Annotated in this window: 22 protein-coding genes and 1 tRNA gene; 6 read left to right on the top strand and 17 right to left on the bottom strand. The window is 53.7% G+C overall.

What is annotated here, in order from left to right; translation table 11 throughout:
* Positions 1-141: 141 nt before the first annotated feature.
* Positions 142-615: an AlpA family phage regulatory protein gene (locus ACN0RL_RS17970; protein WP_417519293.1), complete on the bottom strand. Its 474-nt coding sequence runs from the start codon at positions 613-615 to the stop codon at positions 142-144.
* Positions 616-778: 163 nt separating this feature from the next.
* Positions 779-2,083 (bottom strand): hypothetical protein, encoded by a 1,305-nt coding sequence (locus tag ACN0RL_RS17965; protein WP_417519291.1) that lies wholly within the window; start codon positions 2,081-2,083, stop codon positions 779-781.
* Between the two features lie 368 nt (positions 2,084-2,451).
* Here ACN0RL_RS17965 and ACN0RL_RS17960 point away from each other — a divergent pair, with 368 nt between their 5' ends.
* The gene (locus ACN0RL_RS17960) at positions 2,452-3,066 is read left to right on the top strand and encodes a hypothetical protein (RefSeq protein ID WP_417519289.1); all 615 of its coding nucleotides are present in this window, start codon (positions 2,452-2,454) and stop codon (positions 3,064-3,066) included.
* A gap of 20 nt (positions 3,067-3,086) precedes the next feature.
* On the opposite strand, the gene ACN0RL_RS17955 is transcribed toward ACN0RL_RS17960, so the two are convergent.
* Both ACN0RL_RS17955 and ACN0RL_RS17950 read right to left on the bottom strand, forming a co-directional pair.
* A complete protein-coding gene (locus tag ACN0RL_RS17955; RefSeq protein ID WP_417519287.1) occupies positions 3,087-4,313 on the bottom strand; it encodes a tyrosine-type recombinase/integrase in 1,227 nt (408 codons plus the stop codon).
* Between the two features lie 193 nt (positions 4,314-4,506).
* A tRNA-Arg gene (locus ACN0RL_RS17950) sits at positions 4,507-4,583 on the bottom strand.
* 86 nt (positions 4,584-4,669) lie between these two features.
* Between ACN0RL_RS17950 and ACN0RL_RS17945 the strand changes: the two genes are divergently transcribed.
* The gene (locus ACN0RL_RS17945) at positions 4,670-5,377 is read left to right on the top strand and encodes a TIGR04283 family arsenosugar biosynthesis glycosyltransferase (RefSeq protein ID WP_417519285.1); all 708 of its coding nucleotides are present in this window, start codon (positions 4,670-4,672) and stop codon (positions 5,375-5,377) included.
* A complete protein-coding gene (locus ACN0RL_RS17940; protein ID WP_417519283.1) occupies positions 5,364-6,005 on the top strand; it encodes a TIGR04282 family arsenosugar biosynthesis glycosyltransferase in 642 nt (213 codons plus the stop codon). The genes ACN0RL_RS17945 and ACN0RL_RS17940 overlap by 14 nt, the downstream gene beginning before the upstream one ends.
* Before the next feature lie 9 nt (positions 6,006-6,014).
* Here ACN0RL_RS17940 and ACN0RL_RS17935 read toward each other — a convergent pair whose 3' ends face one another.
* On the bottom strand, positions 6,015-8,867 hold the full coding sequence (locus ACN0RL_RS17935; protein ID WP_417519281.1) for an insulinase family protein: 2,853 nt from the start codon (positions 8,865-8,867) through the stop codon (positions 6,015-6,017).
* A gap of 80 nt (positions 8,868-8,947) precedes the next feature.
* Complete coding sequence (locus ACN0RL_RS17930) at positions 8,948-9,247, bottom strand: hypothetical protein (RefSeq protein WP_417519279.1); 300 nt, start codon at positions 9,245-9,247, stop codon at positions 8,948-8,950.
* A 373-nt stretch (positions 9,248-9,620) separates the two neighbouring features.
* Here ACN0RL_RS17930 and ACN0RL_RS17925 point away from each other — a divergent pair, with 373 nt between their 5' ends.
* Complete coding sequence (locus ACN0RL_RS17925) at positions 9,621-11,606, top strand: SDR family oxidoreductase (RefSeq protein WP_417519277.1); 1,986 nt, start codon at positions 9,621-9,623, stop codon at positions 11,604-11,606.
* A gap of 90 nt (positions 11,607-11,696) precedes the next feature.
* Here the strand turns inward: ACN0RL_RS17925 and rnt are convergent, their stop codons facing one another.
* From rnt to ACN0RL_RS17910, 3 genes are read right to left on the bottom strand one after another with little or no spacing between them, the layout of a single operon-like run.
* Positions 11,697-12,353 (bottom strand): ribonuclease T, encoded by a 657-nt coding sequence (rnt, locus tag ACN0RL_RS17920; protein WP_417519275.1) that lies wholly within the window; start codon positions 12,351-12,353, stop codon positions 11,697-11,699.
* Positions 12,354-12,396: 43 nt separating this feature from the next.
* Positions 12,397-13,428, bottom strand: a complete 1,032-nt coding sequence (gene pyrC / locus ACN0RL_RS17915; RefSeq protein WP_417519273.1) for a dihydroorotase — start codon at positions 13,426-13,428, stop codon at positions 12,397-12,399.
* Positions 13,425-13,595, bottom strand: a complete 171-nt coding sequence (locus ACN0RL_RS17910; protein WP_417519271.1) for a hypothetical protein — start codon at positions 13,593-13,595, stop codon at positions 13,425-13,427. Before ACN0RL_RS17910 ends, pyrC begins: the two co-directional genes overlap by 4 nt.
* Positions 13,596-13,635: 40 nt before the next feature.
* Between ACN0RL_RS17910 and ACN0RL_RS17905 the strand changes: the two genes are divergently transcribed.
* The gene (locus tag ACN0RL_RS17905) at positions 13,636-14,553 is read left to right on the top strand and encodes a flagellar protein MotY (RefSeq protein ID WP_417519269.1); all 918 of its coding nucleotides are present in this window, start codon (positions 13,636-13,638) and stop codon (positions 14,551-14,553) included.
* Between the two features lie 36 nt (positions 14,554-14,589).
* Here ACN0RL_RS17905 and ACN0RL_RS17900 read toward each other — a convergent pair whose 3' ends face one another.
* The gene (locus tag ACN0RL_RS17900; RefSeq protein ID WP_417519267.1) at positions 14,590-15,516 is read right to left on the bottom strand and encodes a histone deacetylase family protein; all 927 of its coding nucleotides are present in this window, start codon (positions 15,514-15,516) and stop codon (positions 14,590-14,592) included.
* A 158-nt stretch (positions 15,517-15,674) separates the two neighbouring features.
* On the opposite strand from ACN0RL_RS17900, the gene ACN0RL_RS17895 reads away from it, so the two are divergent.
* Positions 15,675-18,419 carry a GNAT family N-acetyltransferase gene (locus tag ACN0RL_RS17895; RefSeq protein WP_417519265.1) on the top strand — a complete coding sequence of 915 codons (2,745 nt, stop codon included), beginning with the start codon at positions 15,675-15,677 and terminating at the stop codon, positions 18,417-18,419.
* Between the two features lie 45 nt (positions 18,420-18,464).
* Here the strand turns inward: ACN0RL_RS17895 and rdgC are convergent, their stop codons facing one another.
* The 7 genes from rdgC to ubiG all read right to left on the bottom strand — a co-directional run bounded on the left by rdgC (position 18,465) and on the right by ubiG (position 22,837).
* The gene (gene rdgC / locus ACN0RL_RS17890) at positions 18,465-19,391 is read right to left on the bottom strand and encodes a recombination-associated protein RdgC (protein WP_417519263.1); all 927 of its coding nucleotides are present in this window, start codon (positions 19,389-19,391) and stop codon (positions 18,465-18,467) included.
* Between the two features lie 19 nt (positions 19,392-19,410).
* Entirely contained in the window at positions 19,411-19,611 is a 201-nt protein-coding gene (locus ACN0RL_RS17885) for a DUF2788 domain-containing protein (RefSeq protein ID WP_417519261.1), read from the bottom strand.
* 24 nt (positions 19,612-19,635) lie between these two features.
* Positions 19,636-20,406 carry a peroxide stress protein YaaA gene (gene yaaA / locus ACN0RL_RS17880; RefSeq protein ID WP_417519259.1) on the bottom strand — a complete coding sequence of 257 codons (771 nt, stop codon included), beginning with the start codon at positions 20,404-20,406 and terminating at the stop codon, positions 19,636-19,638.
* 13 nt (positions 20,407-20,419) lie between these two features.
* Positions 20,420-20,653: a glutaredoxin family protein gene (locus ACN0RL_RS17875; protein ID WP_417519257.1), complete on the bottom strand. Its 234-nt coding sequence runs from the start codon at positions 20,651-20,653 to the stop codon at positions 20,420-20,422.
* Positions 20,653-21,402: a YciK family oxidoreductase gene (locus ACN0RL_RS17870; RefSeq protein ID WP_417519255.1), complete on the bottom strand. Its 750-nt coding sequence runs from the start codon at positions 21,400-21,402 to the stop codon at positions 20,653-20,655. The genes ACN0RL_RS17875 and ACN0RL_RS17870 overlap by 1 nt, the downstream gene beginning before the upstream one ends.
* Positions 21,403-21,468: 66 nt before the next feature.
* Positions 21,469-22,131 (bottom strand): HAD family hydrolase, encoded by a 663-nt coding sequence (locus ACN0RL_RS17865; protein ID WP_417519253.1) that lies wholly within the window; start codon positions 22,129-22,131, stop codon positions 21,469-21,471.
* Complete coding sequence (gene ubiG, locus ACN0RL_RS17860) at positions 22,121-22,837, bottom strand: bifunctional 2-polyprenyl-6-hydroxyphenol methylase/3-demethylubiquinol 3-O-methyltransferase UbiG (RefSeq protein WP_417519251.1); 717 nt, start codon at positions 22,835-22,837, stop codon at positions 22,121-22,123. Before ubiG ends, ACN0RL_RS17865 begins: the two co-directional genes overlap by 11 nt.
* Positions 22,838-22,866 lie beyond the last annotated feature (29 nt).

Here is a 22,866-nt window from a genome sequence, read left to right as displayed (position 1 = left end):
GATGGACTACTACAACCGGCAGCGCCCTCATACATTCAATGACGGCATGCCACCTGTGGTCGCGGAAGAAAAACTTAAAATACTGTCCGGGATTAGTTGACCACTACAAGGCGTTACTGAGATCGGTTTGTTGACGATGGGTTAGGCAGCTTCGGATGACGCTTCAGATTCAATGAAGGGCTCATCGCTACTCTCTCCAGTACAGGAAGCCAGCCAATACTCGACTTCGGCCTGCAGCCAGCCTACCGAGGCACCTACCAGTGATACCGGAAGCGGAAATGCTCTCTCGTGAATGTATTTGTACACCGTGGCCCGAGCCAGGCCTGTTAGCTCAATAACTTGCTTTATTCGGAGGACCCGAAGGCCCGTTTGGCCTTTGCCTTCCTTTCCAATAGTGACGGCCCATGGCGTAGTGTGCTCTGCATTTCCGGCGACGGAATCACGCTCGCGAATTCGTTCAACAATCCATCGCTCTATTCGATCTGCTGTCCAGCCAACTGACATGCCACCAAGCTTTATGGGGCAGGGGAATAAGCCTTGGCCTGAAAACTTATAAATTGATGAGCGGCCAAGGCCTGTCTTTTGAATAACGTCTCTGAGCCTGAGGATTTGCATGATTGACCTCCCGATCTCTTGGTTCAAAAGATCGGAAGGGCATGTAGAAAATAATCAGATTGTCCGCTACCGAGGTTCGCTGGGCTTGGTTATCTGCAGTGAAAGACACCGCGTTCAAGGCGTGCTCACCAGTGGCATAAACGGTGGTCCGTCTGGTCCGGAATCATTTCTGCGCTCTCGGTATCGTGGAGAGCAAAGGGCAGGTCAGTGGTGGAGTGGCTATGCCCGTCGTTGCCAGTGCGCTGTGTTCTAGCTCATAGATATCGGTAATGCTGTTAGCCGTTACCTTTTCCTTCTTCGGATTGAAACCTAGAGCCAACGCAAACGTATTTGTTTGGGCCAACTGGTTTTGATCCGGCGTCGTAATCTCCAGTGCGAATTGACTGTGTTTGCCTTTGTGAGGGCTTGGGAGGATCTGGAAGTGGTAGTTGTGGATTTGCTCAGGTAGAACTTCCGAGTCCTTAAGAGCTTTTTTTATCCCAATAGCGATGCTACGCACGGTAGTCCTCAAGTTCACTTCGATCAAGTGAAGCAAAGGCAGGTTGGGTTGTTTGCTTAGTACGGCCTTTTTTTGTCCGGGATGCTCGTCGTCATCCACTTCGATGATTGCGCGATAGGCCGACAGCCACTCTCCTCGGATTTTCTTGCTGATGATGGCATCAAGGTCGACGACTGCCAGTTCTGATAGCTCCTTCCAGAGTTCCGATAATGTCCGTGAGGCTAGATCATGGCAAAGCCAGTTCAGGAAAATCCAAGGGGCGGAAGCGTTAAGATTGCCTGCCCGGTTTGCGAGCTTGACAAGCTCGTCACTTTCGCCAATCTGTCCTCTTGAAGCACGCATTAGCTTCGAAAGGTGATTGAGCAATTTCAGGCGTTGGTAGTGAAAAAAGTTAAGGTCTTCTTCTGTAAGCGGCGGAACTGATCGCTGAAAAAAAATCACTATGCCCCTACGTGCACACTGCTGACCGAAGCCAGGATGCCTTAGATTTAGTGCGTGGACGCTGTTATACCGTCCAGTTAGGCCTGTTGCGTTTCCGCCCGGGAGTGAAACCCGAACATAGTGAAACTCCCGGAGCTTCGTCATTTGGTTCTTAACCTGTCGGGTAGCCAACCCAGTCCTTTGAGCAAAATCAGAAAAACCGACATTTCTGATTATTCCCCCCGCGTCGGCCTCCTCAAGTAAGGCAATCATCAGCACCCGCTGCGGTATCGTTAACTGATGAGGCCGTGCACTAATCGAACGTGAACTCCATATCAGTAACTGGTCGATTTTGCGTTTGTGTAGGTGCGGTTGTTTGCTGAGGGTAAGCGAGCATATTTTCGGTTCTTCAATCTTGATCCGATACCGGACCTGAGGGACCTCCGTTGGTTCGGTCTTTAGGACTTCCAGAATGCCTAATGAACGCAGCTCTGTGACGACCGTGTAGAACCTCGACTTCGGTAACTCGATTGCGCGAATGATTTCCATCACCTGGTCTAGCCAAGGCGACTGATCGCCATAACGTGCCGTGAATTTCAGTAGAAAGAACTTCGAAAATGGTGAGCAATCGATGTGTGAAAGGCGTAGCAGCATGACAATTTTAGTATATTGAGTAGGTACGATATAGCATACTCATGCAACATAACGTTTGTACAACGTTTTGATCATGATATGGTCTTATGAGTGACGTTAAATGATAACGAGAGTCATTATCAAATTTTGGGGGTAGCCGCCAAGTGAGGTCAAGAATTGAGAAATGGGCTGATCGAGTTCAGAGAGATGGGCTTGAAGAATTCGCGGTCGGGTACCTTCAGGAACGCAAAGTGGACCTCCCAGTCAATAACCGTTGGAGGTCTGTGGCCGATATGACGCCACGAGCAAAGTTAGCCGAAATGGTTGCAGAAGTCCTGCGTTCGGAGGATGGAGAATTTCGGTTTAGATTGCTGCAGGATGCTGTAAGGCAAAAAAGAGCAGCTTTGGTCCGTGAAAAGGAGAAGCGATCGATCAAACGCCTGGATCTCAGAGACTCTGTGTGCGCCAAATTGGAGTCGCTGTCCAAGGTTAGCAGGCTGCGTCAATCGACACTGGTTGAGAATCTGATAAACGATGAAGCTGAGATCAGAAGGAGTGAGAGTGTTACCCTGAAGCATCAGCGCCAGATAATGAAAGAGCGTTCTCAAATACTGAAGGCGAAAGGTGATGAGCTCGAATTTCGTGAAAAACGGTTATCTCACCAGGAAGGGAGCCTCTCCAAGAGGCTGTCTCGGTTGGAGGCTTATGAAAGACTGGTAAACGCGATATTGGCTTGTGAGGCGAATGACCTCGATGGGGTGATGAATGTCTCCGAGAAAGGCATTGAATATGTGCATGCCTTCACAGCCTCGCGTGACTTGGCTTGTGAGATTCGGGACGTAAAAAATGCTTGGGAAGAGGTTTGTAACAAGCATGGCTCGGGCATCAAAGATGATTGATGCAAGCAGCAATCAGAGTATTAACTGGGTTTTTTAGTTCGATCTAGGTAATCAGCCCATTCCTGCATCATCACCTTCCGATCTTCAAGGCGCGCAGAGCGGTTGTAAGCAGCTGCAACCTGATTGCGTTGCTTGTGGGCCAATTGAAGCTCAATTATTTCCGGTAGCCAGCCCAGTTCATGCAAGAGGGTCGATGCGGTCGCTCGAAACCCATGTCCGACCATTGTGGAACCGTCGTAGCCCATCGACTTGAGTGCTACGTTAATAGTGTTCTCTGACAGTGGGCGGCCCCGTTTGACGGATTCGAACACCAGACTTTGATGGCCGGTAATGGCCTTGAGCTCTTTCAGGATTTCGACGGACTGTGTCGACAGGGGCACAATATGATCCGGCACTTGGCCTGCTCTCTTGGCCTTCTGAGTGCCTTTCATGCGCTTGCCTGGAACGACCCAGATGGCAGTGTCCAGATCGATCTCGCTCCATTCCGCGTTTCGCAGTTCGCCCGGTCTAAGGAACAGCATAGGCGCGAGTTTTAAGGCAGCTCTGGAGGATGCGTGCCCTCCGTAGGCGTCGATTGCTTTGAGCAGCTTGCCTAACTCATCCGGGTTGGTAATCGCGGATCTATGTCTTGTTGGCGTGGTTTTGAGTTGGCCTTTCAGCGTGGCTGTGGGGTCTACCTCAGCACGATCAGCTGCTACTGCAAAGCGAAAGATCTCGCCAATGCGTTGCCGGATTCGATGAGCGGTCTCGAATTTGCCCTGTTCTTCAATGGGTCTCAGAGCTTCCATGACAGTCGCTGGCTTGATTTCCCTGATCGGCACGTGACCTAGTTTAGGGAAGGCCCAGGTTTCAAGCCTTCGCTTCGAGACTTCCAGCGTGCTGTCGGCAAGTTCTCCTTTCTTGAGCTCGAGCCAGTCCTCCGCAACGGCCTTGAACGTGTCCGCTTGCTCCTTTTTGGCAGCTTTCTGCTCTTTTCTCACCTCGTTTGGATCAATGCCGTCGGCAATCTGCTCCCGGGCCTCCTTTCGACGCTCCCGAGCCAGTTTCAGCGAGACATCTGGGTAGACGCCAAGTGCAAGTGTTTTCTCCTTGCCGTCGAATCGGTATTTCATCCTCCAATACTTCCCAGATGGCTGGATGTCCAAGTAAAGTCCGGCGCCATCGGCGAGCTTGGTTCGTTTGCCGAGCTTCTCGAACTTGGCGGATTGGACCTTTTTGTCGGTCAGGAGGTTTATAGGCCTGGACATGGCGGGGCTTGAACTCTTTTTGGGGGTACAAAATCTACTATAGCGGGGTGTATTTCAGTTTGCACCCCAAATGTACCCCCAGAATGCGTAGATTGGGGCGGAATATTGTGGATCGATAAGGATGCGGGTTGTCGGTAAAGTACTTTAAAAACAGTTAGTTGATGCTTGCGATGGATCGGTACGGAAGGGTAAATGGTGCCCTCGGCAGGACTCGAACCTGCTACCTTCCCCTTAGGAGGGGGACGCTCTATCCAGATGAGCTACGAAGGCGCTTCTTTCAGAAGATCGGTATGATAACGGCCTGAAGCTTACGGCTCAAGGTGTTACCGTGTTTTCTGTATGTATGGGAGTGCGTTTTGTCTGACCTTTTTTCGCTAAGCATCGTTGTGCCGGTCTGGATGGAGGCTTCGGCTGTTGAGAAAACGCTCGGCGCTCTGCAACCGTTGCGCGCCGCGGGCCACGAGGTGATTGTTGTGGATGCGGGTAGCACGGACGGCACCGCCAGGCTGGCAGCCCCGCTTGCGGATCGGATGGTTCAGTCACCAAAAGGCAGAGGCGCGCAGATGAATGCGGGTGCTTCTGTTGCCAGAGGCGGGGTGTTGTTATTTCTGCATGCGGATACTCGCCTTCCTTCAAATGCACAGGATTACTTGAGAGCATTTGTTTCAAGCGACAAAGCCTGGGGCCGCTTCGATGTGCGCCTGAGCGGTCAGGGCGCGATGTTCCGGGTGATTGCCTGGTTCATGAATCAACGCTCCCGGTTAACGGGCATGTGCACCGGCGATCAGGCGCTGTTTGTGCGCAGGGAGATTTTCGAAGCTTTGCGCGGGTTTGATACCCTGCCGATCATGGAGGATATAGAGTTCTCTAAACGCTTCCGTCTGGTTTCACGCCCCTTCTGTATTCACAATCCGGTGATCACGGATAGCCGGCGCTGGGAGCAGGGCGGTGTCTGGCGTACGATTTTACTTATGTGGCGTTTACGCTGGCGCTATTGGCGCGGTGAATCACCAGACACGCTTGCTCACTCCTACCGTTCGGACGTTCGTAATGCAAAAAACTGAAGTCTCCCGTGCGCTGTTAATGCAATTTGCCAAGTGGCCGGAAGCCGGACGAGTGAAAACCCGCCTTATTCCGGCGCTGGGGGTCTCCGGGGCGCTGGATGCGCACTTAGCTCTTACGCTTGCGGTGTTGGATAACCTGTGTGGCTCTGGTCTTCCTGTACAGTTCTGGTGGGACAGGGCAGTGGAGGCTGTGCCAGGGGATGCGCAGGAGGTTGTTCGCGCCATCGAGCACCGAGGTCTGGAGCACCGAATACAGCAGGGCGGTAATCTTGGCGATCGTATGCTGGATGCGCTTGGTACTGGTCTGGAGTCGCACCCGTTAGCGATGATTGTCGGTAGCGATTGCCCTTCGGTTGAACCAGGGTACGTGCATCAGGCAGTGGCCAGTCTGCAGGATTATGATGTGGTTCTGGGGCCGTCCGATGACGGTGGCTATGTGCTGATTGGCGTTCGCCGGGTGGTTCCACATATGCTGGATGATATTGAGTGGGGCACTGAAGCTGTTCTTGAGCAAACCTGTGAACGGCTGAAGAAGTTGGGGCTCAGCGTTGTTTTGCTGGAGCCCCGTTGGGATGTGGATGAGCCGGAAGACTGGGCGCGTTTTCAGCGTCTGGCCGTCGATAAGTAGCTTCTGTATTTACTCGGCTGTAACCGGTGGTTGCTGAAGAATAAGATCGCGAGCTTTATTCGCACTCAACCCGTCGCCCCCAGTCACCACGCGCAGCGCCCTGTCCCGGTTTACTACTGAATCCCTGAATGCGGCCTTCAGCTCTTCAAGGCTGACTGCTTTAACGGCTTTCGCGAGCTTCTCTCGAGAATCAAAGCTATTTACGCCGCGATCAATCTCGCGCCAGTAGCGCCCTGAAATATCGCCCAGCTGGCGGTCCCGCTCCAGAAGGCTGCTGATAACTGCCTGCTTTTCACGCTTAAGACGCTCGGCACTCAGATTACTGAGGGTTGTTTCAAAGCCTTCAGTGAATTCCCGAATCGCCTGGTCGATGGCTTCCTGGCTGGAAGTGGGGGATTGAACGACAAAGCCCAGGGCCGGCGTTTCGAGCATTTCGAATGGTGTTGCATACACGATGTATCCGAGCTGGCGGGTGGTACGGATTTCTTCATAAAACGGGCTGCTTATAATCTGCGCCAGCAGGCGGAAGCGGGCGCGCTCTTCAAAGCTGGTATTCTTGCCCTGCATATAGAGTGTGTACCCGGTATCCGGGTGTTCTACGTTCAGAGATACCAGCATTTCCTTTTCGGGTAGCTTACGAACGCGGCTGCGCTCAACCGCTACTACGTCGCTTTTACCCAGAACAATGGCATCAATCTGCTGCGCCAGGTTGAGGGCGTAAGCTTCTGTAATGTTGCCATGAGCGAGCAGAACCGGGTCGACTTCCGAGAGCAGTGCATCAGCGAAAGACATGAGTTCGTCGAGGGTCACTTCTCTGGCGGCCTGCAGTTTATCTTCAGTGCTCCAGGTGTCCTCTAACAGCGCCGCCTGAATGAATTCTGATGTCTGCTCCACCGGCCGGTCCTTGGCTTTGTTCTGCAGGCTGTCGATCATATTTTGGCGGGCGATATCGAATCGTTGCCGGGTGATCTCTGGCTCAGCAACCTGCATGAGAATGCGGTTCATCAGTGTGTGCAGTTTGTCGTTATAGCCGCCAACCCGAACCGTGATACCACGCAAGTGCGGATAAATGCTGTAGTCCAGCCCCGCAAGGCGCGCAGAATACGCCCAGGCGTTCAGGTTGTTGTTGATGCTGTCTACGAGCAGCCTTGTAAGCACGTGGCTGCGCGCCGAAACACGGGCCGCCGGGGTACGCAAGCTGAAGAACACGTTGGCTTTTGGCGTATTGAAGCGGGTGTCCCGTGCAAACCAGATTGCCATGCCATCCTGACTGCCAAGCAGTTCAGGTTTGCTCATGGTTTTGCCAGACACCATGGCCAGATTTTCCGGTACAAACGGGTTGGGCAACGGAAGCCGAAGTGCTTTGGCCAGGTCGTCTGGTGCGTTGGACTGAAGGGTCTCCACATCCAGAGGTTCGATTTGCCAGGGTGTTTCATACCACTGGGTGAAGTTCGGGTCCTTCAATTCGGGCTGCGGGGCCAATAGATAAGCCATTACGTTGCCCGGTGTCAGTCTGGAAAGAATAGCCAGATACTGATCTGGTGCATAACGCTCCATCAGCCAGGGTGCGCTGAGAATGTCTTCTGCCGGGTAGTGCTGGAGTTGGCTCGACAGGCGCATGGCTTCATGTATGGGCTCGCCCTGTTCGCGAAAGCGAAAGTCGATTTGTGTCAGCCGCTGCATTTCTTCAAAACGCTGCTGCTTGATACCTTGCTCGCGAACTATGTCGATGTACCGGAAGACCAGCGGCAGAATTTCTTCATGCCGTATCAGGCCCTCGGGCGTGAGCGCAATACTGATGTCCAAAGTGGCGTTTTCACCTGTGTCCATGCCAATGCCTGCTGACAGGCTGTCTGCCAAGCCGTTCTTTTTGAGCACATCAAAAAGGCTTCCTGGCCCTTCATGGCCCAACAGATTGGCAATGTAGCTCGCCGGCTTTGTGCGGTAGTTTTTTTTCTGAGATGAAATCGGGAACGACAGTGTCAGGCTGCGAACATCCTTGATGGCTTCTGCCCTTACTTTTGCGGGTAAGGTTTCAGGCTCCAAAAGGGCTGCGCTGTGAACCTTCGGTGTCAGGTTGCGATTTTCAATGGCGTCAAAGCGAGACCGCACCATGGCTTCAAGCTTGTCCAGCGGCTGCGGGCCATAAACGGCGAGAGTCATCAGGTTAGAGGAATAATGGGTTTTCCAGAACTCAATCAGATCGGGCCGAAGGGGATTGGTGTCGGTATTTTCCAGCGTGGTCAGGTTGCCGACCGCGAACTGATGGAAAGCGTGCTCAGGGTTACTGGAGGCTTTCTTGACGGAATAGAAGCGGCGGCCGTCTTCTTTTTGTTTCGCACTAAACTCTGAATGAACGGCATTGCGCTCGCGATCAACAAGCTCGGCTGTAAAAAGGGGTGCTGCAAACTGCTGGGCAAAGCGATCCAGCGCCGGCTCCAGATAGTCAGCCTGGATGTCAAAGAAATAGTTGGTATTGCTGAATGCGGTAAAGGCGTTATGGCTGCCGCCGTGGCTTTTGATGAACTGTTGATACTCGCCGGGCTCAGGATATTTTTCCGTACCCAGAAACAGCATGTGCTCCAGGAAATGAGAGATACCTTCCCGCTCTTTCGGATCGTCCCCGCTGCCAACAGCCACGTTCATGGAGGCGGCAGATTTGTCTGCATCCTTGTCGAACACCAGAATGGCCCGCAAGCCGTTATCCAGCTCAATAAAACGATACTCATTGTTATCGTTGGGGCTCTTTTCCGGCGCTTGTGCAGCAGTGGTAAAGGAGCTGACGAACATAAGCAAAAGGAGCGCAAATGCATTTGCCCCCAGCACCTGTATTTTCGCGTTCAAGTGGATACCAATTCGCATAGGGCCTCTGTTATCCGTTAAGGAGCTTCTGAAACGTTCATCTGGATGTACGCTCTGGCGCCGAAATGGAGCGTTCCATTTCAGTGCATCATTGCCTTGCGGGTATTCTCGGGCTGTTGATCCAGAGTTTTGCGAGCCAGTTCTGTGGCTTTTTCACCGTCAAGCTGGCCGGAAGCGATTTTTTCCAGCACGGTTGCCATGATAGCGACGGACTTACGGTAATCGGCAAACTCTGCCTGGAACGCTGTGTCGATTGCCTGGTAAACCGCCTGGATTTTTTGTTCCCGGTCTCCGGAATTTTCTGCCGTGTCGTTGATGGCTTTGAGGCAGGCTCGGGCAATGGCGATGTAGCGTTCAGTGTTCGGATTATCATTCTGCATTGTCTGGCTTCCGGATATTACTTGGTCTGTGGAAAGAGTTGACGCCTGAAAAGGCAACAAGTTCCGGATTATGGCATTGCTGGCAGGCTGTTTCATTGCTTTGCGGTAATTCATCGCCGGGGAGGGCGGGCGCCGATTACTGTGCTAGTCTAAAATTTGTTATGTAGGTAAAAAATACAGGCGTATCCATCGGCTTTTAGAGTAATGGCTCTATTTAAAACAAGGGGTTGCAGAGTAAAAGCTCTAAAATAGTCCGATACATGAATATTGCATTTAAGTACAATGCCGACCGCGCAGAGCTTGTATCAGACTTTAGTCGAACAGATGTGGCGTGGGCAGACAACAACAGAGCAACAGGCAGGGTGGATTATCAATGAATTATTTCCTGACCGGTGGTACCGGGTTTATCGGCCGTTTCCTAGTGGAAAAACTTCTGGCGCGTGGCGGCACAGTGCATTTGCTTGTACGAGAGCAGTCCCGGGGAAAGCTTGACGCACTCAGAGAGCGGTGGGGCGTAGACGAATCCCGTGTTAAAGCCGTAGTTGGCGATCTGACCAGCAAGAACCTGGGCATTGATGCCAAAACCCTTAAGGCTTTGTCAGGAAAGGTTGACCACTTTTTCCACCTGGCGGCGGTCTACGATATGGGCGCTGATGAAGAAGCCCAGCAAGCAACGAATATCGATGGCACCAGGGCCGCCGTAAATGCCGCTGAAGCGATGAAGGCCAAACACTTTCACCACGTTTCATCCATTGCGGCAGCCGGCTTGTTCAAGGGTATTTTCCGTGAGGACATGTTTGAGGAAGCGGAGAAACTGGACCATCCGTATCTGAAGACCAAGCATGAATCTGAAAGGGTCGTCCGTGAAGAGTGCAAGGTACCCTTCCGTATTTATCGCCCGGGTATGGTAATTGGCCACTCGGTTACTGGCGAAATGGACAAGGTCGACGGCCCTTACTATTTCTTCAAAATGATTCAGAAAATTCGTCGCACACTGCCTCAGTGGGTTCCCACCGTTGGTATTGAGGGTGGCCGTCTGAACGTTGTGCCCGTGGACTTTGTTGTGGGTGCGCTTGATCACATCGCACACCTTGAAGGCGAAGATGGCAAGTGTTTCCATCTCGTGGATTCTGATCCCTATAAAGTCGGTGAGATTCTCAATATTTTCTGTGAGGCCGGCCACGCGCCGAAAATGGGCATGCGTATCGATTCTCGCATGTTCGGTTTTGTGCCACCGTTTATTCGCCAGAGCCTGAAAAACCTGCCGCCCGTAAAACGAATCACCAGCGCTGTGCTGGACGATATGGGTATTCCACGTTCAGTGCTGTCTTTTATAAATTATCCCACCCGGTTTGATGCTCGTGAAACCGAGCGGGCGCTCAAAGGTTCGGGAATCGAGGTTCCTCGCCTCGAGAGTTACGCTCCGGTGATATGGGATTTCTGGGAGCGTCACCTCGACCCGGACCTGTTCAGGGACCATACGCTGAAAGGCACTGTCGAAGGCAAGGTGTGTGTGATCACCGGTGCAACGTCCGGTATTGGTTTGGCAACAGCGGAAAAGCTGGCGGAGGCCGGTGCTATTCTGGTGATTGGTGCCCGTACCAAGGAAAAACTGGACGAGGTTACCGAGTCCCTGGAGGCCAAGGGGGGCAATGTGCATGCCTACCAGTGTGACTTCTCCGATATGGAAGATTGCGACCGGTTTGTGAAAACTGTTTTGGATAACCACGGTCACGTCGATGTCCTGGTGAACAATGCCGGGCGTTCCATCCGTCGTTCTCTGTCGTTGTCGTTCGATCGTTTCCACGATTTTGAGCGCACCATGCAGCTGAATTACTTTGGCTCTGTTCGCCTGATCATGGGGTTTGCTCCCTCCATGCTGGAGCGTCATCGCGGGCACGTTGTCAACATTTCTTCCATCGGGGTTCTTACCAACGCACCACGTTTCTCGGCTTATGTTGCGTCCAAGTCGGCGCTGGATGCTTTCAGTCGATGCGCGGCGTCTGAATGGTCCGACCGCAATGTAACCTTTACCACGATCAACATGCCGTTGGTTAAAACGCCAATGATTGCGCCCACCAAGATCTACGACTCGGTTCCGACGCTCTCGCCGGAAGAGGCAGCGGATCTGGTGACGAACGCAATTATTGAGCGCCCCAAGCGTGTTGCTACGCGTCTTGGTATTTTTGCCCAGGTGCTGCATGCACTGGCGCCGAAGATGGGCGAAATAGTAATGAACACAGGGTATCGCATGTTCCCGGATTCATCTCCGGGCGTAGGCGGGAAGTCTGTTGAAAAGGCCAAGGTGTCCACGGAACAGGTTGCATTCGCAGCCGTTATGCGGGGCATTCACTGGTAAGCAGTATTTGTTGCAGTCAGGAATCAAAAAAACCCGCAATTGAAAATGCGGGTTTTTTTGTGGCTGCCATCTGATGCAATCAAGGCTCTGTTATTCGGCTTCATCCGAAATCATTGGCGGCGGGAACCCGCCCAGCTCGAGCCAACGATTGACGATCCCGCAGAACAGGTCGGCAGTCTTTTCCGCATCATAGGCTGCGGAGTGAGCTTCTTTGTTATTGAAAGGGATGCCCGCCAATTTGCAGGCTTGCGCCAGAACCGTGTGGCCATAGGCAAGGCCCGCAAGAGTAGCCGTATCAAATGTAGAGAAAGGGTGGAACGGATTTCGATTGATTTCCGCCCGTTGTGCTGCCGCAAATACGAAGTTGTGGTCGAAGGTTGCGTTGTGACCAACCAGCACTGCGCGCTTGCAATCGTGTGCCTTGACCGCCCGGCGGATGGGGCTGAAAATTTCACTCAGGCCCTCGCGTTCCGGAACGGCCTCCCGCTCCGGGTTCCAGGGGTCGATCCCTGTGAAGTCCAGCGCCGACTGCTCCAGATTGGCGCCTTCAAACGGATCAATCTGTTGAACATGAGTTTCGGCACGGCGTAAACGGCCGTCTTCATCCATTGTCAGCATTACCGCAGCTATTTCCAGCAGAGCATCACGTTCCGGATTGAACCCGCCGGTCTCCACATCAACAACAACGGGTAAAAAACCGCGGAATCTGCGGGACATGGGGTGCGATTGTGTGTTTTCGTCAGTCACTAAAGCTCCGGTCGTGGCCGTTTATCAGGAAGTCGTGGGACATTTACGCAAGGCGCCAGTTAATGGTTTCGCCAGCTTTCAGAGGAACGATGGTTCCATCCGCCAGGGGTAGTTCATTCGGCATTGTCCAGGGTTTTTTCACCAGGGTAATAGTATCGGTATTTCGCGGCAGGCCATAGAAGTCTGCCCCGTTCAGGCTGGCAAAGGCTTCCAGCTGATCAAGAATGCCAAGCTCGTCAAAAATGTCTGCATACAGCCCAATGGCGCCATAGGCAGAGTAGCAGCCCGCGCAACCGCAGGCGGCTTCTTTTTTATCCTTTGAGTGCGGGGCCGAGTCGGTTCCCAGAAAGAACCGTTTGTCGCCGCTGGCAATGGCATCTCTCAAGGCTTGTTGGTGCCGATTGCGCTTCAGTATCGGGAGACAGTACAAGTGAGGGCGAACCCCGCCCACCAGCATGTGATTGCGATTGTACATGAGGTGCTGAGGCGTAAGCGTTGCACCCAGGTTGTCGCCCTGGTGATGCCGGACAAACTCCGCAGAATCAGCGGTAGTGATGTGCTCAAGCACAACCTTGAGGTTAGGGAAGGATTTCAATGTGGGGGCCAGAACACGCTCAAGGAACACCTTCTCCCGATCAAAAATATCAATGTCCGCGTCGGTGACTTCGCCATGAACAAGCAGCAGCATGCCGCACTCTGACATGGCTTCCAGTACCGGGTAGATATTGCGGATATCCTGCACGCCGGAGGCGGAGTTTGTGGTGGCTCCGGCAGGATAAAGTTTGGCGGCGACAACGCCTTCGGCCTTCGCTTCCAGGATATCTTCGCGAGTAGTTGATTCAGTAAGATAAAGCGTCATCAAGGGCCGGAAATCGGTGCCTTTGGCCGCTGCCAGTATGCGATCCCGATACGCTGACGCCGTAGTGGCATCTGTAACCGGGGGGACAAGGTTAGGCATGATGATAGCCCGCCCGAAACAAGCTGCAGTTGCCGGCACGACGTCCTTCAGAACATCGCCGTCGCGAACGTGGAGGTGCCAGTCGTCGGGGCGCAAAAGGGTGAGCTGTTCGGTCATGAGCTGGTTTCCGCGATACCTTCAAAGAGCTGAATAAAAGGCGTGAAAGGCGCGTTTGCTTTGAACGGCGCTTCAGCCCGGAAAAGTTGGGCGATTATAGCAGAACGCGCCGGTGATTGTTTTTCCTCTCGTCGATTAAAGAACACCGCGCCGGTGCCGTTAACCATGGAAACCACGAAACATCCGTGAAACAACGGTATGACTGTTATGGCAATCGCTTTCTCCAGAACATTGCGAAAACTGCCGGGAGTTCTGGCATTGGGTTTCTTTTTGCCCGGCTCAGGCCTGGCAGGAAGCTACGGCGCAGGAATTTCGAACAGTCAGTGGTATCTTGCCGAATCCGTTTTCGAATGCTCTCTGGTACATGAGGTTCCCGGCTATGGTCGTGCCGTTTTCCGGCACAGGGCTGGTGAAAACCTGTCGTTCTTCCTGGAATCTGAGTCGCCTCTTATGCGGCCCGGGCGTGGCTCGCTGGTTGTTGAGGCACCCACCTGGCGGCCGGGGGTGGCTCCCAGACCTGTAGGCGCGGTGGATATATCCGAGGGAAGGCGCCCGGTTTCCCTGGAAACGCGTCAGGCGGTCGTTCTTGCGCAAGGCCTTCTGGATGGCATGCGCCCAACCGTTACCCGTGCGTCCTGGTATGACGGGAGCCCGGTCCGGGTGCAGGTGTCGAACATAAACTTTAACGGACAGTATCAGCTTTACCGGTCTTGTGCGGCCAATCTGCTACCGGTGAATATTGATCAGATAGGACGCTCGAGAGTGGCATTTGCCAGCGGAAGCAAGAATCTGTCCAAGGCTGATATGAATATGCTGGACGACATCGTTGCCTATCTTATGGCTGACACCACGGTCGAGCGTGTATTTGTTGATGGCCACAGTGATAGTGTCGGGAGTCGTATTGACAACCGGGCATTGTCTGAGGAGCGCGCCAATGTGGTGGCGGACTACCTGAAAAATCGTGGCGTAGATCCGGATCTGATCACAGTGAGAGCCCACGGGGACCAATACCCCGTTTCCCGTCGGGCTGCAGAAAATCGCCGCACGACGATTCGGTTGCAGCGTGAGGGCGATCGCCCCGGGTTGCAGCAAGCCAACGGCTACGGTGGCGCTTCCGCGGGCTAATGCTGTTGGCCTGACAAGTTCGCTGCTTTCAGTAAATCAGTAGATCGAACTCAGCACGTCCAGGTGGGCATTTACACTTTCCGCGAGTGCCTTCAGGTGATAACCACCTTCGAGTGTTGAAATGATTCGATCGTTACTATGCTCTGCCGCTACGCCTGCCAGAATTTCGGTTAACCAGCGATAGTCCTCGGTTTCCAGATTGAGTTCTCCCATCGGGTCAAGGCGGTGAGCGTCAAACCCTGCAGATATAAGCACAACCTGAGGTTTGAAGGCATTCAGGCGCTTGATCCACCCGGATTCTACCCGTTTGCGGAAGTCCGCAGCGGAGCAGCCCGCCTCGATGGGGATGTTCACGATGTTATCGGCTTGCCGGTGCACGTGTGAGTGCGGGTAGAAGGGGTGCTGGAAGCTGGAGCACATCAGTATGCGTTCGTCTCCGCTCACAATGTCTACCGTGCCATTTCCCTGATGCACATCAAAATCAATGATGGCTACCCGCTCAAGGTGATGGAAGTTGAGCGCGCGCATCGCAGCCAGTGCGACGTTGTTGTAAAAACAGAAGCCCATGGACTTGCTGCGCTCGGCGTGATGGCCGGGAGGCCGTGCACAGATGAACGCGTTAGTTACCTGGCTGCTCATCACCATATCCACCGCCTGGATGTTGGCACCGGCCGCCAGTTTCGCGGCGCGCAGGGTGTCTGGCATCATGGCGGTATCCGGATCGGTGAAAACCCGCCCTCTGGTGGGTTGCATCATGTCGAGCTGTTGTAAGTAACGCTCGGGATGCACACTCAGGAGCTGATCACGGGTGATTTCTTCGGGCCGCACCCAGTCAAGCTTTTCAGCAACTCCGGTGTCGGCTATGTAACTGATGATTGCTGCAAGGCGGCCGGGGCTCTCCGGGTGCTCCGGTCCCATGTCGTGTTTCATGCAGTCATCGTGGGAAAAAAATGCGGTGGTCATAAATCTCGAAGTGCCCCGAATCTACTTATATTTTCTTTCATCCTATCAGGGATAATCTGACAACGCCGCGTTTCTTTGGTCTTATAAGGTTGATAGGCATTCCACATCGGCTCGTCAATGCCTAAGATAAGGCAACTACACTTTAAAGGAGAGTCAGCTTGAGCACACGGTACCTGGAAAGTCTGTTCAATCCTGCATCCATAGCGGTGATAGGCGCGTCGGAGAGGTCAGACAACCTTGGCGGTATGGTGTTGCGCAACCTGATGGGTGGCGGCTATCCGGGCAAGCTTCTGGTGGTTAACCAGAATGATTACGATAACGTACACGGCGTAACCTGCGTCAAAAAAGTATCAAAAATGACGTTTACCCCGGATCTTGCCATTCTCTGTACGCCACCGGATACGGTGGCCAAAACCATAAGGCGTCTGGGCGAGGCCGGTGTGCGCACGGCGATTGTTATGACCGGCGGTATGTCTCGTACCCACAGTAAAACCGATCAGCCTCTGATGTATTCCGTTCGGGAGGCGGCCAAGGAAACCGGTATCAGAGTTTTGGGGCCCAATACCATCGGCCTTATAGTGCCGGCCAGAAGCCTGAACGCCACATACGCGCACATGGGCGTCCTGCCTGGCCGTGTGGCGTTTGTAGGGCAGTCAGGTACCATTGCCAGTACAGTGATTGACTGGGCGTTTGCCCGCGGAGTTGGCTTTTCTTACTTCCTCACGCTCGGCGATGGAATGGATATAGATCACGATGACTTGATTGACTATCTTGCCCAGGATACCCAGACCCGCGCCATTCTGTTGCACATCGAACACATTCCAAATGCACGGCGCTTTATGTCGGCTGTTCGGGTGGCATCCAGAACCAAGCCTGTTATTGCCGTAAAATCCGGAAGGGTGCCGGAATCCGAGTGGTTGACCCACGAATTGCCTGACGGCATCAGGTTTAGTGATCCCATATACGATGCCATGCTTCAGCGTGCGGGTGTTTTAAGGGTCGATGGGCTAGGGCAGATGTTTGATGCCCTGGAAACGCTCACTCGAATGCGCCCCCTGCGCAGGGAATCCCTTGCGATTATGGCCAATGGTGTGGGTCCCGGCGTACTGGCTGTTGACCGGTTGGCGGATCTGGGCGGCGAGCTCGCAAGCTTATCGGAGCCCAGTATCAAGGCTCTGGCGGAGTTACTGCCACGTTACTGGACGCGCAAGAACCCCATCGACCTTAACTATAATGCGTCTCCGGAGTTGTACGGAAAAGCAATCAAGATTCTGGCCAAAGACCCCGAGGTGGCTAACGTACTCGTAATGTATGCGCCCAGTCTGACAGAAGACAGCCTGCAGATTGCCGATGCTGTTGTGCAGGCTGCAAAGGGCACGCGGCTCAATATCTTTACCTGCTGGCTTGGGCAAAGCACTGTAATGGAAGCCCGTGAGGAGTTTTATCGTGCCGGGCTACCCTCGTTCTTTAATCCCGAGAAGGCTGTAGTGGCTTTCATGCAGCATGTAAGGCACCAGCGAGTCCAGCGCCTGCTGACGGAAACGCCAGAATCCTTTACCGACCATTTTTCAGACCACACAAAAACCCGACGGGTGGTCATGAATGCGCTTCGCGCGGGTCGCCAGCACTTGTCGAGCCGGGAAGCCCGGGATTTGGTTCGTGATTACGGCATTAAAGCCATCGAGACGATTTATTGTGACGACGTAGAAGAGGTTCTTGAGGCTTTTTCCATAGAGCGCCGATCGGTGGACGTGACCATTGTTCATGAACGGGCCTGCCATCCGTTCATGACCCTGAGTGTTGCCCAGCGCCGTTATAAGGGAAGGGTGCAGAAGCTGAATACTGAGGCGGAAATTATTGATGCCTGTCGTTTCCTTATGGAGGAATATCAGAAGTACTTCCCGGACAGTGGATTTCTTGGATTTGCCATGCAGCACTCCTATCAACATGTAGGGGGCATTGAGTTCAGCGTTGGCATTACCAGAGATGCACAGTTCGGCCCCCTGGTAGTCTGTGGCGCTTCAGGTGCTCATATCAATGTGATTACAGACCGGCAGATTGCGTTGCCGCCGCTGAATATGGTTCTTGCCCGGGAGTTGCTGCGCCGTACCTATATGTACAAACTGCTCCGGGAACATAGCCTTAAGCCGGAAGTGGATATACGGGCAGTCTCGGAAACACTGGTTACGCTTTCTCAGATTGTGATCGATATTCCTGAGATTCGCGGCCTGGAAATCTCTCCGCTGTTGTTCAATGATCAGGGTGCGGTAGCCGTTAGTGTGGCCATCAATCTTTCTGAAACGCCAGGCCGGCCGATTATTCAGCCATATCCGAGAGAGCTTGAGGAGTGGCTGGTGCTGCCCAAGTCCGGTCGTCGGGTGGTTATCCGCCCGGCTCTTGCAGAGGATGAGCCATCACACCGTGTTTTCCATGAGCTGCAATCGCCGGAATCTATACGCTACCGCTTCTTTCAGTACCGAAAGCATTTCTCCCGGGAAGACGTCGCGCAGATGGTGCAGATCGACTACGACCGGGAAATGGTCTTCATCGCCAATGCGCCGAGAGAGGACGGTGAAGGTGATGAAACTCTGGGCACCGTAAGAACCTGGACAGATGCAGACAACTTGCAGTGCGAGTTTGCGGTGATGGTTCACGATAAAATGAAAGGCGAAGGGCTCGGTGTTGCCTTGATGCAGAAAATGATCGATTACTGTCGCGCTCGCGGCACGGTGGAAATGGTGGGCAATGTTCTGGCAGATAACCGCCCGATGCTGCAGCTTGCCGAGCATATGGGCTTTGAGGTCAAGTATAACGTTGAGGAAGAGGTGATGGATTTGCGGCTGGTACTGAACGAGCCGGAAAAAGACTGGCAGAAGGAGCGGTTGGGTAAGAGCGCCCACTGAGGCCTTTCGGTGAAAGGCGCCAGCGGCGCTCATGTGCCTGCGAGATTACTCTTCTAAGATTGCTGAACGGTCTTCACCGCCCATGGCTTCCAGCAATCCCGGAATCAGTTTCGACAATTCCAGAGTCATCAGGGTGAAGGCCGCATCAAATTTTGCGGCAGCATCATCCACATCTACGTCATCAAGCTGATCCTGAAGCGTGTCTCCAAACTTCAACCGGCGAATGCCCAGTTCTTCATCCAGGATAAAGGACACGTTTTCGTCCCAGGTTACGGCGAGCTTCGTGACCTGCATGCCCGCTTCCAGGTGATTGCGGATTTCATCTGCTTTCAGATCCAGCCCTTTGCAACGAACGACGCCGCCGTCTTCGGATGGATCTTTCAGTTCACATTCGTTACCAAGCACCACGGCGCTTGGGAGATCGATCGTTTCGTTCAGCCAGCCAGTAAAAGTGAACGCCGGAGCCTGTTCTACCACGGGCGGCCGAACAGGCAGGGAGCCAAGGCTTTTGCGCAGGGTTGAAGCCAGGTCTTCCGCCTGTTTTGCAGAGCCCGCGTCCACCACCAGAACACCGTCCTGCGGCGCCAGATAAGCAAAGCAGCGGCGATTCCGCGAAAATGCCTGGGGCAGCATTTCCAGCATGACCTGCTCTTTGATCTCGTCTTTTTCTTTGCGACGAACCTTACGGCCTTGCTCTATTTCGATGGCTTCAGCCTTGTCTTCCACTGCGTCTTTGATCACTGGCCCCGGCAGAATTTTCTCTTCCTTGCGCAAAGCGATCAGGTGATAGCCGTTGGCGCTGTGAACAAGCTGTTCACCGTGCTTGCCAAGAGGCGGAACCCAACCCTGGCGAGTAGTTTCTTGTGGGCCGCAGGGCTTGAATGCATCGCCGCTGAGCTTTTCTTCCAGCTCTTCAGCAGAGATATCAAACGGTTTGGTAAAACGGAAAACTCGGGCATTGCGAAACCACATCAGGCTTGATCCTTGTCTTTCATATTTGGATGACTTCTACGAGCACTGTTTTGACGATAAATCCGAACACGCCTGCCCCCAGCACTGTGAACAGGGCGATGGTACCAAACATTCCGGCCTGTGATTTTTTGGCCAGGTCCCAAACAATGAAACCCATCCAGCCAATAAGGCCTGTCAGAAACACCAGCATGGCGATCTGGGAAAAAACTGCTTCGTTCATGATTTGCTCCGAATTTAAACTGGGTTAGTGTTCATCTCGCAGGAAAACCCAGTTATTTTTATCGGATTGGTCTTCGCTGAAATAGTAACCATCAAGGTCAAAACCTTTGAGGTCGTTTGCGTCGGTAATGCGATTAAGGATGGCGTGGCGGCACATAAGGCCCCGGGCCTTTTTGGCGTAGAAGCTGATCATCTTGTACTGACCGTTCTTCCAATCCTTGAATTGGGGAGTAATCAGCCGTCCTTCAAGGTCTTTCTTCTTTAAGCTTTTGAAGTATTCGTTCGAAGCCAGGTTTACCAGCACTTCGTCATCGCTCTTGAGCAGGCGATTTATTTCCCCGGTGAGCCGGTCGCCCCAAAACGCGTAGAGATCTTTGCCGCGTGTGTTCTCGAACTTCGTGCCCATTTCCAGCCGGTAAGCCTGCATCAAGTCGAGGGGTTTGAGAATGCCATAGAGGCCGGACAGCATGCGCAGATGCTTCTGCGCAAAATTGAAATCCTGCTCGCTGAAGCTTTCTGCATCCAGCCCTGTATAGACATCACCCTTGAATGCCAGAACCGCCTGTCGGGCATTCTTTGGAGAAAAGGGCGTGTGCCAGCTTTGAAAACGTTCGGCGTTCAATTGGCCCAGCTTGTCGCTGATGCTCATCAGGTTGCTGACCTGGTGGGGCTCCAGCTCTTTAAGCTGATCAATCAGCTCGCAGGCATCGTCCAGAAAGTCCGGCTGGGTATAGGTTTCCGTTGCCAGTGGGCTCTCGTAGTCGAGGGTTTTGGCGGGTGAGATAACCATCAACATGTCAGATAATTCCTCATTGCAGAAACGTGAGTAACTGTTCCCGGGTAAATGGCCAGTCAAGTTCATGCCCGCTATCGTTGCGCCGGAGCACAGGAATGCGCGTGCCGTAACGCTGCACCAGCTCTTCCGATTGGGCGATATCCACGACATCAACCGGTATCGGAACCGGCATGGGCGTGCTCACCAGCAGGGCCTCGGCGAGCTCACAGAGATGGCACTGGGACGTCGTATAAAAAAGCAGTTCCATTATTTCGGTTGGGCGTCCAGTTTCTGGCCGTTTACGCCGGCGCTGTCACTGCCCATCAAGTAGAGATAGATGGGCATCAGCTCTTCCGGTGCCGGATTCTGCTGCGGGTTTTCTGCCGGGTAGGCGTGGGCTCGCATATTCGTTCTGGTCGCGCCGGGATTCAGGCTGTTTACACGTACGTTGTGATGTTTGTCGTCGAGCTCATCGGCCAGTAGTTCGCTCAGGCCTTCCACGGCGAACTTGGATACTGCATAGGCACCCCAGTAAGCCTTTGCCTTACGGCCAACACCGGAAGACGTGAAGATAACCGAGGCTGCGTCAGATTTGCGCAGCAGGGGTATCATTGCCCGGCTCAGCAGGAACGGCGCCGTTGCGTTCACATGCATGACCTTGTTCCAGATTTCCGGGTCATACATTTCTATCGGGCTGCGATCGCCCAGAATACCGGCGTTGTGCAGCAAGCCATCGAGCTTGCCGAAGTTGTCTTCCAGCGTCATGGCCAGTTCTTCGTAGTCTTTTACTGCGGCACCTTCGAAGTTCATCGGCACTATAGCCGGCTTGGGGTGTCCATCAGCTTCGATTTCATCGTAGACCGACTCCAGCTTGCTCACGGTGCGCCCCACAAGAATAACAGTGGCCCCGTGGGCGGCGTAGGTTTTTGCTGCGGTGCGGCCGATTCCGCTGCCCGCACCGGTCACCAGTATGATGCGGTCTTTCAAAAGATCAGCGGGTGCCTGGTAATCTTGCATAACCTGTCTCCGTGCCCGGCATGGGTTTATCAGAGTGTGTCAAAGTTGGTCCGTTTCGGAAGCGCGTTATTGTAGCAGCTTTGCGAGATCGTTGACGGTGTCGGCGATGATGTCTGCTTGCCATAGATCAACCGTCTCAGGCTCTTCGATATAGCCATAGCGCACGGCAATGGTTTTCATGTGCGCATTGCGGCCGGCCTCGATATCCCGTTCATGATCGCCTACATATACCGCTTGGGCCGGATCTGCGCCGATTTGCCTGCAGGCGAGAAACAGGGCCTCCGGGTGTGGTTTTCGATCGGTAACATGATCCGGGCAGACCAGCGACGCGCAGCGCTCTGCCAAGCCAAGCGCCTGAACCAGCGGGGCAGCAAAGCGTACCGGTTTGTTGGTCACGATGCCCCAGGGTATCCCGCGGAGCTCCAGCGACCGGAGCAGGGTATCCATGCCGTCAAACAGACGGGTTTCAACCGCAACGCCTGCCTCGTACAGATTCAGAAAGGCGGTGTGTTTTTCAAGATAATCCGGGTGCTCGGGCTCGAGACCAAAACCCACACGCACCATGGCTCTGGCACCGTTGGAGACGGATCGGCGTATGTGATCGGCCGGAAGCGCCGGGAGCCCGTGTTGCTGGCGCAGGTCATTAAGGCAGCGTATAAAATCCGGCGCTGTGTCGATCAATGTGCCATCCAGATCGAACAGAACGGTTGAGGGCTGTTCAGCTTTCACGAATATCCCGTGCGTGCATGAGGTAGTTTACATCCACGTCCCGGCCCAGTTTATAGGAGCGGGTAATGGGGTTATATGTCATGCCAGTCAGTTCGCGTACGTCCAGATCGGCGTGGCGCAGATAGTCGGACATTTCCGATGGCCGGATAAATTTCTTCCATTCATGCGTACCCTTGGGAAGCATGTTCAGAACGTATTCTGCACCAATAATCGCAAACAGGAAGGATTTGGGGTTGCGATTGATGGTAGAAACAAACAGGTGCCCGCCGGGTTTGAGCAGTGCCGAACAAGCGTTGATAACAGAAGCCGGGTCAGGCACATGTTCCAGCATTTCGAGGCAGGTAACGGCATCATACTGGCCCACATGCTCGGGGTCGCGGGCCAGTTCTTCAACGGTGATTTGCCGGTAGTCCACCTTGATCCCGCTTTCCATTCCATGCAACCGTGCTACGGCCAGAGGTGCTTCACCCATATCTATGCCGGTTACATGAGCACCACGCAGTGCCATGCCCTCGGAAAGCAATCCGCCGCCACAGCCTATGTCCGCCACCCGCTTACCGGCGAGGGGCACACGCTCGTCAATATAATTCAGGCGCAACGGGTTAATATCGTGCAGCGGCTTGAACTCGCTGGTGGGGTCCCACCAACGGCTGGCCAGGGCTTCAAATTTGGCGATTTCGTTACGGTCAACGTTCTGGTTTGTCATGTTGCGTTCTGCCTGATCAATCGGTCGGA

The sequence above is a fragment of the Marinobacter sp. genome (assembly GCF_048259445.1).
Classification (GTDB): domain Bacteria; phylum Pseudomonadota; class Gammaproteobacteria; order Pseudomonadales; family Oleiphilaceae; genus Marinobacter.
Note: the sequence above shows the minus strand (reverse complement) of the source record. Positions and strands in the feature narration are given on the sequence as shown.

What these genes read in the sequence shown, in the direction of transcription:
- pyrC (WP_417519273.1), bottom strand. Translation starts at nt 13,428, where the DNA reads ATGACCGAACAGCTCACCCTTTTGCGCCCCGACGACTGGCACCTCCAC.
- ACN0RL_RS17910 (WP_417519271.1), bottom strand. Translation starts at nt 13,595, where the DNA reads ATGGTTAACGGCACCGGCGCGGTGTTCTTTAATCGACGAGAGGAAAAA.
- ACN0RL_RS17905 (WP_417519269.1), top strand. Translation starts at nt 13,636, where the DNA reads ATGGCAATCGCTTTCTCCAGAACATTGCGAAAACTGCCGGGAGTTCTG.
- ACN0RL_RS17935 (WP_417519281.1), bottom strand. Translation starts at nt 8,867, where the DNA reads ATGCGAATTGGTATCCACTTGAACGCGAAAATACAGGTGCTGGGGGCA.
- ACN0RL_RS17875 (WP_417519257.1), bottom strand. Translation starts at nt 20,653, where the DNA reads ATGGAACTGCTTTTTTATACGACGTCCCAGTGCCATCTCTGTGAGCTC.
- yaaA (WP_417519259.1), bottom strand. Translation starts at nt 20,406, where the DNA reads ATGTTGATGGTTATCTCACCCGCCAAAACCCTCGACTACGAGAGCCCA.
- ACN0RL_RS17955 (WP_417519287.1), bottom strand. Translation starts at nt 4,313, where the DNA reads ATGTCCAGGCCTATAAACCTCCTGACCGACAAAAAGGTCCAATCCGCC.
- ACN0RL_RS17965 (WP_417519291.1), bottom strand. Translation starts at nt 2,083, where the DNA reads ATGGAAATCATTCGCGCAATCGAGTTACCGAAGTCGAGGTTCTACACG.
- ACN0RL_RS17900 (WP_417519267.1), bottom strand. Translation starts at nt 15,516, where the DNA reads ATGACCACCGCATTTTTTTCCCACGATGACTGCATGAAACACGACATG.
- ACN0RL_RS17940 (WP_417519283.1), top strand. Translation starts at nt 5,364, where the DNA reads ATGCAAAAAACTGAAGTCTCCCGTGCGCTGTTAATGCAATTTGCCAAG.
- ACN0RL_RS17970 (WP_417519293.1), bottom strand. Translation starts at nt 615, where the DNA reads ATGCAAATCCTCAGGCTCAGAGACGTTATTCAAAAGACAGGCCTTGGC.
- ACN0RL_RS17870 (WP_417519255.1), bottom strand. Translation starts at nt 21,402, where the DNA reads ATGCAAGATTACCAGGCACCCGCTGATCTTTTGAAAGACCGCATCATA.
- ACN0RL_RS17930 (WP_417519279.1), bottom strand. Translation starts at nt 9,247, where the DNA reads ATGCAGAATGATAATCCGAACACTGAACGCTACATCGCCATTGCCCGA.
- ubiG (WP_417519251.1), bottom strand. Translation starts at nt 22,837, where the DNA reads ATGACAAACCAGAACGTTGACCGTAACGAAATCGCCAAATTTGAAGCC.
- ACN0RL_RS17925 (WP_417519277.1), top strand. Translation starts at nt 9,621, where the DNA reads ATGAATTATTTCCTGACCGGTGGTACCGGGTTTATCGGCCGTTTCCTA.
- rdgC (WP_417519263.1), bottom strand. Translation starts at nt 19,391, where the DNA reads ATGTGGTTTCGCAATGCCCGAGTTTTCCGTTTTACCAAACCGTTTGAT.
- ACN0RL_RS17885 (WP_417519261.1), bottom strand. Translation starts at nt 19,611, where the DNA reads ATGAACGAAGCAGTTTTTTCCCAGATCGCCATGCTGGTGTTTCTGACA.